A 12,765-nucleotide genomic window follows, 5' to 3' on the forward strand; every position below is an offset into this window, starting at 1 on the left:
CGTAAGCCTACTTCACGTCGACCTTGAGCTGTTGCCAAAGCGCCAGATAGGCCTCGCGCTGCGCGTCGGTGATCGGCGCCTGGAACTGGATGCGCTTGGCAACCTCGGGATCACCCATGACCTTGCGGTTGAAGGCATTCTCGGGCAGCGCTTCCACCGCCTTGGTGTTGGCAGAGACTGGAGCGCCGACCTTGGTGACCCATTCGACATAGAATTTCGGATCGATCATCCAGTTGATGAAGGCCTGCGCGCCTTCGACATTCTTCGAACCTGCCGGGATCGAGAACGCATCGAGCCAGGCGACGGCGCCCTCCTGCGGAATGACCAGCGAAACCGGCAGCTTGAAATGCGTCTTGGCGCGGTCGGCCGAGCCGCTCCAGTAGGTGCCGATGTCGATCTGGTTGGAAGCGACCATCTGGTTCCAGTCGTTCTCCGAGCTCCAGAAGGTCTTGATCTGCGGCATCAACGAGGTGAGCTTCGTCTTGACCGCATCCATATCCTTGATGTCGTTGATGTTCTGGCCGGTGGCGATGGCACCGAACTGCACCGCCTCGACGGCGTCGTCGCGGATGACGACGCGGCCCTTATGCGCGGGGTCCCACATTTCGGCGATCGACGTCGGCGGCTTGTCGAAGGACTTTTCGTTGATGGCGAGTGCGGTCAGCCCCCACACCCACGGCACGCCGTAGACCTTGCCGTCATGGTCGAGCATCGGCGAGCCCGCCTTGTCCTTGCTGATGTCGGCATAGTTCGGCAGCTTGGACACGTCGATCGGCTGGATCAGCTTTTCAGCCATCGCCTGGTCGTTGAAAGCGGCGTTGATCATGACGACGTCGTAGAGGCCCGGATTGGTCCGGATCTTGGTCAGCATTTCCTGTTCGGAATTGAAGAAGTCGTTGACGACCTTGTTGCCGGTCGCCTTCTCGAAGGCCTCGACGGCCCATGGCTCATCGGCGCCGTAGCCTTTCCAGTTGAGCACATGCACTTCAGCGGCGCTTGCCGCCAGCGTGAGCGCGGTGGTGAAGACGGCGGTCGCCGTCAAGAGAGCAGTCAGTCTTGGCATGCGCATGTTGGTTCCTCTCTTTGTTTGCCCGCTTGGCGGGGCTTGTCAGGCTATCTGATGGGCCTTCTGGTTCTGGCCCGGCGTGCCGGTCGCGGCGGCCTGGCTCAGGAAAGTCTGGATTTCGGCATCGGTCGGCGCCGATGAGCCGCCATGGCGGGTCACCGAAATGGCCGCCGCCGCATTGGCGTAGCGCGCCGCCTCGAAAGGATGTGCCTCCCGTGCCAGCGCGCTGACGAAAGCGCCGATATGGGTGTCGCCGGCGCCATTGGTGTCGACGGCATCGACCTTGAACCCGGCAACGGTTTGCGTCGAACCGTCGGCAAGCCTGATATGGCAGCCCTTGGCGGCGGAGCGGATCACGACACCGGCCGCCCTTGGACAATGATCGGCAAGCAGCCGCGCCGCGAGGGTCTCGACGTCGCCCTGGCCGGCGATCTCGGCGGCTTCCGCCATGTTGCAGCTCAGCCATGCCGAGCGGGCCAGCACCCGCGACAGGATCGGGCGTGGAATGTCTGAAACGACGGGCGTCGGGTCGAAGACAAAGGGAATGTTTTCCGGCAGCGCCTCGATCCAGTCGGCGAGCGCCTCGCGGCTGCCCGGGTAGCTCAGCGTATAGCCCGAGGTGAACACCCAATCCGCCGGAGCCACTGATACCGGCGCCATCATGTCGAGGTCGAGAATGCTCTCCGCACCGGGCCATGACACGAAAGTGCGTTCGGCATCGCTCGAGACCATGGCGACGCAATTGCCGCTGTCCATCAAGGATGATGGCGGTGTCAGCGTCTCGATGCCCTCGGCTGCGAAGGCGGCACGCAGGAAATCGCCGTTCGGCCCGCTGCCGAGCTGGCCACCAAACACTACTGTCATACCGGTGCGGGCGGCCGCGACCATCATGTTGAAGCCGCCGCCGGCGACCTGGGCATAGCTCGATGCCGTCTTCTCGGTGCCGGGCGCCGGCAATGCGTCGATGCGGTAGACATAGTCGACCACCGCGCTGCCGATATGAACGAGCCGCCCGCTCATGCCGCCGCGTCCTTGCCGGAGCCGGTTTTTGGCGCAAGGTCTTTGGACGTACGCGCCGCAACAAGGTCGGCGGCAAGCGCACGAACCTCCACGATGTCGATCCCCCTGAGGCCGGCGACGCGATCCCTTGGCAATTGCGAAAAGCCGGTGCAGGCGCCGGCCATGCCGGCGGCGATGGCGCCGATCGTGTCGGTGTCGCCGCCGAGATTGGCGCTGATGACCGCCGCTTGCCAGGGGTCACCGCCGGCGACCTCGAGCACCGCGAAGGCCGCCGGAACGGATTCCTGGCTGGCCACGCCGGTACCGACCAGATCGGTGATCAGCCGGATTGCATCCCCCATCACCTTGCCCCGCACCAGATCCCGCGACCAGACGATACGCGCCGCGATGTCGCCGCCAGTCACCCAATGGCCAAGCGTCGCCCCTCGCCTCGCCGCCGCGACGCCACTGTCGGATGCGGCGCGCCAGTCGCCGCCGGACACGCCGCGGCTGACGGCGGCCGCGACGGCGGCGGCTGACGATATGGCTATCGAGGTGTTGTGCGTCGCCCGGCAGGTTTCAGCCACCTTGGCGACGAATGCATCGAGCGGCTCCAGCGGCATCATGATGCCCACCGGCGCGATGCGCATCGCGGCGCCATTGGTGTCGCCGCCGCGCCCCGCCTCTTGTGCCGGCACGCCATTGTTGATGGCGTCGATGGCACGCTTGGTCGATGGGCCCAGCAGATCGTAGCTGCCGCGCGCCTTGACCTCGCGCTCCCAGTCGAGCAGCGCGTTGACCCAGCGCGCATGGTCGAAGCGCTCGCCGGACTCGACCAGGATTCGGCCAAGCAGCAGCGCCTGTTCCGTATCGTCGGTGATGGTGCCGGCCAGCAGTCCCTTCGACACCGGATGATCGGCGAAGGGCGCGATGAAATCCTCGACATGGCCGTAGAGCTCGGCAATCCGGGCCGGCGACAGAAGCTGCGTCGGCATGCCGAGCGCGTCTCCCAGCGCTCCGCCGACAAGCGCGCCCATGGCGCGATCAAGCGTGATGTTGTCCGGCATCGCTCAGAACCTCATATGCAGCGCGAAATGCGCGGGATTGAGCAGGCTGGTGACATATTCGATCGGCCGGTCGTCGGCCGCACGCGTCAGCCGGCGGCCGCGCAGGAAGGGCGTGCCCTGCGGGCAGCCCAGAATGGCCGCGTCCTCGGCGTTGAGCATCTCGATGCCCACCCATTCCTCGCCATGGTCGGGGATCAGGCCGGCGCCGCGCAGCGTCTGGTGCAGCGACCCCTCGCGCAGGCCGCGCAGCGGCACATCCTCAAGTTCCGGCGACAGCGGCAGGCGGCTGCGCTCGATGGAAATCGCATGGCCATCGCTGGCATTGGTGCGCACCCGGTCGACGGCGATGAAGAACGGGCTTTCGATCTCCAGCAAGGCAGCGAGATCGGCGTCTTCGATGACTTCCAGCCGCAGCGTCCTTGTCTCGGCATTGGCACCCGCATTCGCGAGCGCCCGCGACCAGCCGATGGCGTCGTCCACCGGCTTGCCGTCAAAGGTGACGAAGGAGCCGATGCCGACCTTGGTGGTGATCAGCCCGCGGCTTGACAGTTCCTCGAGGCCCTTGCGGACCGTGTTGCGACTGACGGAGAAGCGCTGGACGAGCTCGTTTTCGCTTTGCAGGCGGTCGCCGAAACCGAGCAGACCGGAACGGATTTCATGTTCCAGAACGGTCGCGATCTGCTCGGGCTTGCCCGTGCCGGGAGACAGTTGAACCGCGCGCCGCTTCATATGCGTACCTGTTCAGTGAACCTGTATAATCCTGTTCAATATATGGTCACAAAACGCGTGTCAATGCGGCGCCAAGGCAGTTGGAGAAGGCAGCGCGTTCCGGGGAGCCCCGGAAAATGTGGTGGGAGAGCCGGACAACCGACCACTGGTGCCGGCAGTGTGATACGTTCGCGCGGCGAAGGAGCAACATGTCCCATTCAACAGAGCAAAAAAATCCCAGGCTGATCGTCGTGGTCGCGTTCGATCGCGGCGAGGACGGTGACCTGTTTCCAGCCTTCGGCCCCGCTGACCAACAGAGCGAAGACCGCGCCATACGCACGGCCAGGGCTTTGGCGGCAAAACATGCCGGCGTGATCGCCTGGAGCCGCGATGCCGACCCGACACTCGGAGACTACGGTCCGCCGACCACGCTGTTTGTCAGCGGCGACGTCCCGGACATGGAATAATTCGGCAGCGCTCAGGCAGACAGGTGAAATAAAATCTGATTTTAATATTAGCTCGCCTGAAGGAACTGTTTTCTCTCAATACCGTTTGTCTTCAGGTCGTTTATTCCAATGACCTCGACAGAGAGGAATTCCCAGATGAACTTCAAGATGCTCACGATGGGCGCGATGGCGCTTGCGATGATGACTGGCTCGGCGTTGGCCGCTTCTGGCGGCAACACCTCCGCGCTCGACAATCCGGAGAAGATGGCCCCCTTCTATACGGACTCCGGCATGAAGACGATGAAATCCGAAAAGGAATTCAAGGCCGCCTGGATGGCCATGAAAGAAGAAGACCGCGCAGGCATGATGAAGGAATGCGGCGACAACGCCATTGCCAAGTCGCATGACAATTTCTGCAAGATGACCAAGCAGCTCGGCGGCGCAAACTGACGCACCACGATTGGGCGCACGCCTAAATCGAACAGCCGGACGAAGGCGGGCCGAGTGCCCGCCTTTTCGCGATACACGGGACATCACGTCATCGTGGCTGGCGATTCACTTCGCGACAGCGGTCAGGCAAAGGTGTAAAGTCCTTGCTTGGAGAGGCGAAACGCCGCTCGTCTGGCTTCTTGCTCATGTTTCAACCCATTGCGAACATCGAGGACGCGCAGACGCTGGCGCAGGCGATCGTCAACACGATCACCGAGCCATTCCTGGTGCTCGACGAGCAGTTTCGCGTGCTGGCCGCCAGCCGCTCCTTCTACAAGACATTCGAAGTCGACCCCGCACAGACCCAGGGCACGCTGCTCTACGCGCTTGGCGATGGTCAGTGGGACATTCCAGCACTTCGCCTGCTGCTGGAGACGATCATTCCCGAGAAAGCCGCCATGGACGGTTTCGAGGTGGAGCACGATTTCCCGCGGATCGGCCGCCGCACCATGCTGCTCAACGCCCGCAAGGTGCTTTACGACCACAGCCCGGCCGTAACCATCCTTCTCGCCTTCAATGACATTACCGCCCGCCGTGTCATCGAACGGGAAAAGGAAGAACTGCTGCGCCGCACCGAGGATCTGCTCCAGCAGAAGGACGTGCTGCTGCGCGAGATGGAGCACCGGGTTGCCAACAGCCTGCAGATCATCGCCAGCATCCTGTTGCTGAAGGCACGCTCGGTCACGTCGGAAGAGACGCGCCAGCATCTCAAGGATGCCCACCAGCGCGTGTTGTCCGTGGCCGAGGTGCAACGCCATCTCCACACCTCGGTCGGCGTCGACGAGATCGATGTCGGCTCCTACCTTTCAAAGCTGTGCGGCAGCCTCGCCTCGTCAATGATCGGCGAGACTCAGCCGATCGAGGTAACCGTTACGGCAGAGGGCGGCAGGATTGACTCGCATCGTGCCGTCAGCCTCGGCCTCATCGTCACCGAACTCGCCCTCAACGCCATCAAATATGCCTTCCCCAAGGAAAAGTCCGGCGCCCGTATCCAGGTTACCTTCGAGACCGCCGGCACTGACTGGAAATTGACGGTGTCGGACAACGGCGTCGGCAAAATCGCCAACGACTTGTCGAATACTGGACTGGGAACAGCGATTGTCGAGGCATTGGTGAAACAGCTGGAGGCCAAGGTGGAAACCATCAGCGACACCAACGGCACAAGCGTCTCGGTCACCCGGGCAACGTTCACCTCACGAGTGCCGCGCGCGGCGTAAGAACCGCTATCACGAGGCCTGCCTTCCCGACATCGCCTCGATCCTGATCTAATAGAAAAGATGGCTGCCCGAGGGCACCAGAGTATCGCCGGGCTTCGGCGCTCCAGGCTCCCACCAATTCGCATGCATGGGGATTGGCCGCATGACCTTGATCGCCTCCGCTTTCCGCTATGCCATCAACCCATCGATCCCCTGGATGTCTCGATATGCTTGCCAGCCGCCAACATCCGCCGCAGGACATGAAGATCATCGCGAATTTCGCAGAATGTGGTTCTAAGTGTTGCAGGCATCGGGCAGCCTTCCGCAAACTCCACAGTCTCGACGCAAGCCGGTTCCCTCGGCTTCAATGCAAAAGCCCGCTCCGGAATGCCGGGGCGGGCCTTGGAGGAGGATGAAGGGGTGGGACCCTCTCCTCTTGTTTCCACGGGGGGTGTGGACCGAACTCACAATACGAGAGTCGCGAAAAATCTGGGATCACAAGCCGGCTTGCTTTCATCACAATCCGGTGCGCTCCGACCTGAACGTGGTCACGAGATCGCGATTATCCGAAGCCTTGCGGGCCTCTAGATCCGCCCTAGCACGACAAGGACGATAATGATCAGCAGCACAAGCCCGAGCCCGCCGCCACCATAGTAGCCAGTTCCATAGAACGGCCCGCCCCCGAGCCCGCTGAAACCGCCAAGCAGCGCGATGACAAGGATGATGATGAGTATGGTGCCTAAGCTCATGGCTTTCCCGCTCCTGTAGGCGCTGCCACGCCGGTTTTAACATCGCTGCATGCGATGTTTCGAAGACGAGAACGTTCGAGCAGCTCTACCGTTCCGCGCGATTGTGGCACGGCATCCGCTCGGAGATAATTTTCGCCGGCGAATGAAATCTCGGGCAATAAAGTGCCGGTGGAAATTGAAAGCGCTCGACACGCAGGAAGCCCGCCTGAGTGGCGGGCTTCCGACCGGCCGGAGGCCAGGAGAGTGCAGTCAAGCCTCACGGCTGGTTTCGCACTTCCCTCCCTGGCGCTCTTTGCCTCAACGACGGGCGATCAGCAGGCAGAGCTGACGCAGATCGCGGTCATAGGTGCCTTCGCTGCTGAGCACATCGACGCAGCGCTTCTTCATGCGCGCGACCTTGCTGCCGGACATCTCGGCCACGACACCCGGGAGGCTCGCGTTCGACGGATTGCTTGGGTTGGACGCAGTTGTCGGATTGGTTCCGCCGATGCCAACGCCGACGCCGCTCGTGCCGCCGACATTGGCGCCGAGCCCGGCAGTAACGCCACCCGTGCCGCCGACACTCGCACTGGCCCCGGCATTGATGCCGTTGCTTCCACCGGCCGAGGCCCCCAATCCGGCGTTGACGCCGTTCGATCCGCCGACATTGGCACCGGCGCCAGCATTGACGCCACCGCTCCCGCCAACCGAAGCTCCGGCGCCGGCGTTGACACCACCACTGCCGCCGACGGACGCGCCGACACCGGCATTGACGCCACCGCTACCGCCCACCGAGGCGCCGACACCCAACCCTGCCGCATTCGCTGGCAAGGAAAGAACGACGACTATTGCACTACCGGCCAACACACTGGCGACTGTCTTGAAGGTAAAAGCCATAACACTCTCCTGTTGTCGTTGCGCCAAGGCAGTCGGCATACAGCCGATTGCAGATTCAACTACGTGACAGGGGAGATCAGGTTTCAAATCATCTCATACTTGCGAGGATGATGGTGTTAAATGAAAAAAAACAGAAATTATAAAATGAATAAAAATATAATACATGTGTATCGATATAGTGTCTTATCTAGAGATAAAACGATTTTCCATGGAAGCGTCACTCCGGTCATTGCCAACAGACATCTCCGCTTGGCGCAAAACGGAAGATCGGACATCACTCACAGATCAGGACATGAAACAATGAATCGCTCCGGGCAAGCGCTGCCGGCCATCCCCAAGCCTGACAGGATCGGCCCCTCTTCATCGACAGTCCTGCTCTCAGAATATCCGATAGAACAGCCTGTAGTGCACCCGTTCCATATAGGCGCGATATTCCGGCTCGGCCGCAAGCAGGGCCTCCTCGCGCAGGATGCGATACAGTTGCAAATAGGTGATGACCGCATAGACCGCGAGATTGTGGAAGGAAAAGGCCGACAGCAGGTAGAGCACGTGGCCGGCAAGGTAGCCGGCATAAATCGGGTGCCGCACGATACGGTAGGCGCCCCCCGTCATCACGCCACGGTTGCCGGGCAGGATGGCAAAGGAACGGCCAAGCGATATCTTGCCCCAGATGACGAATAGCAGCGCCGCGAACTGCAACGGCGCGGCGATATAGACTGGAACGAGCGCCGTGCCAGGTTCAAGGCTGATCAATGCAACCCCGAAACTGGCGCTGACGGAGACGATGACCGTAAGCGGATTCCAGTCACGCGTCACCGGACGCCGCGACAGAAGCAGCCAGGTGAAGGTGAGTATCTCGGAAATCGCCATCAAGGCGGCGTTGAGCCGGGTCGGATCCTCCACGACCTGATAGAGGCCGCGATAGACGAACAGCCCCGCGCATGCCAGGGCACAGGCGCGAAAGAAGCCTTCGCGCAGGTCGGCAAGGATCTCGCGCTTGCGCACGTCGGACAAGATCCCGTCCCGGCTGGCGCTTGAAAGCGTTTCACTTTTTGACGTGAACAAGGCAAACACCCCGATGATCCCTCGGCGGGACCATTGCATGCAACCATTGCCGTGCGGTTAACCGGCAAGATTGAATCGGGATTGACGGGATAGACCCGAAGGCTGGAGAAAGACGCGCCCCGACGCCAAGCCGACGTAGCGCACCGAGCGCCACCGGCTGACGCGCATCCAGCCTCAACCCAGATATGAATTTGCGAAATACCTGGCGAAATCCGGACGTTGCGTCAGAACCTTGCCATCGGCGTCGCGCAAAATGCCCGCAGTGAAGAGATAGCCCCCGATCGCGTCCATCTTGGCGGGGTCTAACGTGCCGATGGCACCGTTTTCCGCGCGCAGATAGTGTCCGTCGATCAGCGCTTTCAGCGACGCCTCGATCAATGACGGATTGGTCAGGGCATCCTTGTTGGCCGCGATCAGCAGCGCGGAGGCTTCTTCTGGATGATCGACGGTGAACTGATAGCCGCGCCGCGTTGCCTGGACGAAGGCCGATGCCAATGCCGGGTTTGCTCGGAGATACGCTTCGCTCGACGAGATCAGCGTCGTGTGCTCGTCGGGGACGCCGTAGTCGGCATAAACGAAACTGCGCTGCTTGACGCCTTTGAGTTCGGCCTCGACGCCTTCCCAGGTCTCGACCTCCAGCGTGAAGTCGACCGAGCCATTGGCCAGCGCCTCATAGGCGGAGGTGCCGAGCGTCACCGTCTCGAAATTGCCCTTGCCGCCGTCATGGCGGATGATGGTCGAGATCAGCGCATTTTCCCAGGCGCTACCGAAACCGCCATAGATCAGGCCGTCGAGGTCCCTCGGGCTTTTGATCTCGCCGCGCGTCGCATTGAAGACCACCCGGCCGGTTTCGGCCTGCACCACCGCATAGACCGCTTTCAGGTCGGCACCGGCGGTCCTCTGGGTGAAGAGGCTGATGGTGCCGTTGATGCCGAAATCGGCAACGCGGTTGGCGACCAGCGTGCCGGCGCCGGTGTCGCTGTAGGGCAGGATATCGACCTCGAGACCGGCCTCGCGGTAAAATCCCTTGTCACGGGCGACGAACAGCCCGATGTGGTTGGTGTTGACGGTCCAGTCCAGTGCGACAGAGACTTTTTGCGTTGCCGCGAAGGAGCGGCTCGATCCCGCGACCAGCGGAAGACCACTGGCAAGGGTGAGCAGCAATGCCCGCCGGCGCGTCAAGTCAGTCATGGTCATGTCCTTTGGATGGTTGAGGGTTGAGCAAAATGTCGAGGATCTCGGCCTCGAGTGCGCTGGCCTGTTGCGCGGCAGCGCCGATCGGATCGCGCGGGCGCGGTAGTGGCACCCTGATTTCCCGCAGCACACGGGCCGGGCGCGCCGACAGCACATAGATGCGGTCGGACAGGAACACGGCCTCGCGCACATCGTGCGTGATCAGCAATGCCGTCCAGCGATGATGCCGCCACATCTGCTCGAGCCAGCGCTGCATGGCCGCGCGGGTCAGCGCGTCGAGCGCGCCGAACGGCTCGTCGAGCAAAAGCATGTCGCGCTCCTGCACCACCGTGCGCAAAAGCGCCGCGCGCTGGCGCATGCCGCCCGAAAGCTGTGCCGGAAAATGCCGCTCGAAGCCGGCAAGCCCGAACTCGGCAAACAGCGGCGCGACGCGAGCCCGCGCCACCTTGCGCCTGGTGCCTTGCACTTCCAGCCCGAGCGTCGTGTTGTCGATGATGCGCCGCCACGGCATCAGCGCGTCACGCTGCGGCATGAAAGCAAAATGCCTGCCATGATCGTCGAGCGGCACGCCGTCGAACAACATGTCGCCTTCGCCGTGCTCGGCACCCGTCAGGAGCTGGAACAGCGTCGACTTGCCGGCACCCGAAGGCCCAAGGATGGAAACGAATTCGCCGGCGCCGACGCTGAGCGAAATGTCGGCGAGGACGTCGAGCCCACCGAATGCCTTGCGCACATGCCGCAATTCGAGCCGGCTCATCTCTGCGCCCCCTTCCCCGCCGGCTGCCGGTCGGCCCGTTCCCAAGGCATGGCAAAGCGCTGAACGAGCGCCGTCAGCCCGAACAGGACAAGTGTCAGCGCGGCGCTGACACCGACGGCGGCCAGCACCAGGTCGGGGCGGAAATTGTTCTTGGCGTTGAGCATGTAGATGCCCAGCCCTTTCGCCGCACCCGCATATTCGGCGAAGATGGCGCCGACCACCGCATAGGTGATGGAGATCCGCAGGCCCGCGAAAAAATAGGGCAGCGCCGAAGGCAGCCGCGCCAGCACGAAGACGCGCCAGCGCCCTGCCCCCATGGCGCGCAGCATCTGGCCGATCTCGGCCTCGGTCGCCTCGTAGCCCTGCACCAGAGCCACCAGCATGGGAAAGAAGGTGACCAGCGCGACCAGCATGATCTTCGGGGTCAGCCCAAAGCCGAACCACAGCACCACCAACGGCGCGATCGCCACCAGCGGCAAGGTCTGGCTGATGATGAAGACAGGAAACAGAGCGCGCCGCAGCGGCTGGAAGAAATCGACCAGCATGGACAGCAGAAAGGCGGCACTGAGCGAACAGGCAAAGCCGATCAGCGTGGCGCGGATGGTGGGGATAGCGTTGTCGACCAGTGCCCCGCGATTGAGCATCGCCTGTTCGAAGACGCGTGACGGCGCGGGCAAGATCGTCGGCTTGATACCGGAATAGGTGGCATAGAGCTCCCACGCCACAAGCAGCAACCCGACCGAGATGACGGCGGGTATCGCCTTGGCAAGGGAATCCGCGAGCGGGCGCGGCACTGATGATGAGACCACGGGCATAACCTTTGACGGGGTCGCGCGGAAGCGCGGCCGGCTTAGACAGCCGACGGGCTGTTGGCCGAAACCGTGACGTCGAGGGTTACGTGGCCGGCGCCCGGCCCGAAGCGGCAGAAGGCTTCGTTCAGTGCCGAAAAGATCGCGCCCGTGTCGCCGCGCAGTTTGGTGCAGAAGTTCTTGGAACGATCGTAGACGCCGGACTGCTTGAGGAAATCGATGCAGCCATAGATCTCGTCCATGTGGTCGCCCGTGCCCATCACATAGAGCGAGAATTGCGCCGCCGCCGGCTGGCCGGTGGCAGCAGCATTGCGCACTGCGGTGATGGCGGCTTCCTTGCGTGGGCCGAGCGGCCCCACAGGTCCGCCAAACGCGTCGGAGCGGCAGATCGGATCGTCCGGCTCGCCCGGGCAGCCGCGCGAAATGGCCGCCGACAGCACACAATGCTTGCCGCTCCGCGCCGCCGCCACGAACAGATCCCGCAGCGCCGGGAACAGCACTTCGGGCGGCCCGACCAGCAAGGTCGAGATGTCGTCGGTCTCGATCCTGAGCCTGTCCCGGTAAGGATCGAGCGCGCCGAGCGCACCAAGGATGACGCCAACGAAATCGTCGGCCATGGGATATAAGGAAATCTGTGCGCCTGAAAACATCGCCCGCCTCGCTCCGCTGGTATTACCCAGATCAGCTTCTAGGGTCTGTGGGCTTGCCGCCCCCGTCTCAGCCCCGACCGTACGGAGCACCCCTGTGGATGGACGCGTTAAAGCACCATTCGAGCTGAAGGGGAAGCCGTTTTTTCAGCGCACTGGCCCAAAAACACTGCACCAGATCTGATCACAAGATGGACGCCGGAGGGTCCTCTCCGCGCGAATTTTATCGGGAACCTTCGCCACGCCGCGAGGTTGACCACCAGTCGCAACGCGACGAGTTCACAGAAATGGAGACAGAACCATGTTCATGAAAATCCTCGCAGCTTCGGCGTTCACCGTTGCCCTTGCCACATCCGCGATGGCGCAAAGCAATAGCGCAAACGGCACGGACGGGTCGGGCGGCAGCGGCCAGTCGATCACCGTGGACCCCAGCACGCCGGCGTCACCCAATCCGGTCGATCCGGCGGCGACCAACAGCACCACCACCGCCCCCGGCGACATGAATTCCAATGCGGATAAGAACTGCCCGACCAATCCCCAGGGCGCGCAGAGCGATGCCAACGGCAACGCAACCGCACCTACGGTGAACGACAACAACTGCGGCAAATAATTTCGATCGCAGCCAGGGAGGTCGCGGAGCGCAAGCGCCGCGACTCTCCGCGTTCAGCGAGCTCAATGGCGACGCTTCAGCAAGTCC

15 protein-coding genes and 1 riboswitch are annotated in these 12,765 nt (G+C 62.6%); of the genes, 4 read left to right on the top strand and 11 right to left on the bottom strand.

Annotation, left to right across the window (positions count from 1 at the left end; translation table 11 throughout):
• Positions 1-7: 7 nt before the first annotated feature.
• The 4 genes from AC1VON_RS26240 to AC1VON_RS26255 are packed head-to-tail and all read right to left on the bottom strand — an operon-like array spanning position 8 to position 3,861.
• Positions 8-1,069: an ABC transporter substrate-binding protein gene (locus AC1VON_RS26240; RefSeq protein ID WP_483125361.1), complete on the bottom strand. Its 1,062-nt coding sequence runs from the start codon at positions 1,067-1,069 to the stop codon at positions 8-10.
• Positions 1,070-1,108: 39 nt separating this feature from the next.
• A complete protein-coding gene (locus AC1VON_RS26245; protein WP_483125362.1) occupies positions 1,109-2,086 on the bottom strand; it encodes a PfkB family carbohydrate kinase in 978 nt (325 codons plus the stop codon).
• Positions 2,083-3,132: an ADP-ribosylglycohydrolase family protein gene (locus AC1VON_RS26250; RefSeq protein ID WP_172349691.1), complete on the bottom strand. Its 1,050-nt coding sequence runs from the start codon at positions 3,130-3,132 to the stop codon at positions 2,083-2,085. Before AC1VON_RS26250 ends, AC1VON_RS26245 begins: the two co-directional genes overlap by 4 nt.
• A gap of 3 nt (positions 3,133-3,135) precedes the next feature.
• Positions 3,136-3,861 carry a GntR family transcriptional regulator gene (locus tag AC1VON_RS26255; RefSeq protein WP_172349690.1) on the bottom strand — a complete coding sequence of 242 codons (726 nt, stop codon included), beginning with the start codon at positions 3,859-3,861 and terminating at the stop codon, positions 3,136-3,138.
• A gap of 188 nt (positions 3,862-4,049) precedes the next feature.
• Between AC1VON_RS26255 and AC1VON_RS26260 the strand changes: the two genes are divergently transcribed.
• The 3 genes from AC1VON_RS26260 (at position 4,050) to AC1VON_RS26270 (ending at position 5,992) form a co-directional block, all read left to right on the top strand.
• Complete coding sequence (locus AC1VON_RS26260) at positions 4,050-4,307, top strand: hypothetical protein (RefSeq protein ID WP_483125363.1); 258 nt, start codon at positions 4,050-4,052, stop codon at positions 4,305-4,307.
• Between the two features lie 135 nt (positions 4,308-4,442).
• Positions 4,443-4,736, top strand: a complete 294-nt coding sequence (locus AC1VON_RS26265) for a hypothetical protein (protein WP_172349688.1) — start codon at positions 4,443-4,445, stop codon at positions 4,734-4,736.
• Positions 4,737-4,921: 185 nt separating this feature from the next.
• Positions 4,922-5,992, top strand: coding sequence for a sensor histidine kinase (locus AC1VON_RS26270; RefSeq protein ID WP_483125365.1), 1,071 nt, complete (start codon positions 4,922-4,924; stop codon positions 5,990-5,992).
• Positions 5,993-6,555: 563 nt separating this feature from the next.
• Here AC1VON_RS26270 and AC1VON_RS26275 read toward each other — a convergent pair.
• The 7 genes from AC1VON_RS26275 to AC1VON_RS26305 all read right to left on the bottom strand — a co-directional run bounded on the left by AC1VON_RS26275 (position 6,556) and on the right by AC1VON_RS26305 (position 12,071).
• A complete protein-coding gene (locus AC1VON_RS26275) occupies positions 6,556-6,720 on the bottom strand; it encodes a DUF3309 family protein (RefSeq protein WP_064988046.1) in 165 nt (54 codons plus the stop codon).
• Positions 6,721-7,017: 297 nt separating this feature from the next.
• A complete protein-coding gene (locus AC1VON_RS26280) occupies positions 7,018-7,596 on the bottom strand; it encodes a hypothetical protein (protein WP_172349686.1) in 579 nt (192 codons plus the stop codon).
• A gap of 378 nt (positions 7,597-7,974) precedes the next feature.
• On the bottom strand, positions 7,975-8,601 hold the full coding sequence (locus tag AC1VON_RS26285) for a methyltransferase family protein (protein WP_483126383.1): 627 nt from the start codon (positions 8,599-8,601) through the stop codon (positions 7,975-7,977).
• Between the two features lie 234 nt (positions 8,602-8,835).
• Positions 8,836-9,852, bottom strand: coding sequence for an ABC transporter substrate-binding protein (locus AC1VON_RS26290; protein ID WP_483125366.1), 1,017 nt, complete (start codon positions 9,850-9,852; stop codon positions 8,836-8,838).
• Complete coding sequence (locus AC1VON_RS26295; RefSeq protein WP_172349683.1) at positions 9,845-10,612, bottom strand: ABC transporter ATP-binding protein; 768 nt, start codon at positions 10,610-10,612, stop codon at positions 9,845-9,847. Before AC1VON_RS26295 ends, AC1VON_RS26290 begins: the two co-directional genes overlap by 8 nt.
• Positions 10,609-11,427: an ABC transporter permease gene (locus AC1VON_RS26300; RefSeq protein WP_483125367.1), complete on the bottom strand. Its 819-nt coding sequence runs from the start codon at positions 11,425-11,427 to the stop codon at positions 10,609-10,611. The genes AC1VON_RS26295 and AC1VON_RS26300 overlap by 4 nt, the downstream gene beginning before the upstream one ends.
• 35 nt (positions 11,428-11,462) lie before the next feature.
• The gene (locus AC1VON_RS26305) at positions 11,463-12,071 is read right to left on the bottom strand and encodes a YkoF family thiamine/hydroxymethylpyrimidine-binding protein (RefSeq protein WP_056571635.1); all 609 of its coding nucleotides are present in this window, start codon (positions 12,069-12,071) and stop codon (positions 11,463-11,465) included.
• Positions 12,062-12,175, bottom strand: a riboswitch (TPP riboswitch). It overlaps the preceding gene by 10 nt.
• Positions 12,176-12,369: 194 nt before the next feature.
• Between AC1VON_RS26305 and AC1VON_RS26310 the strand changes: the two genes are divergently transcribed.
• Positions 12,370-12,678, top strand: coding sequence for a hypothetical protein (locus AC1VON_RS26310; RefSeq protein WP_483125368.1), 309 nt, complete (start codon positions 12,370-12,372; stop codon positions 12,676-12,678).
• Positions 12,679-12,765 lie beyond the last annotated feature (87 nt).

This window comes from Mesorhizobium sp. HAY1-8B (assembly GCF_056868045.1).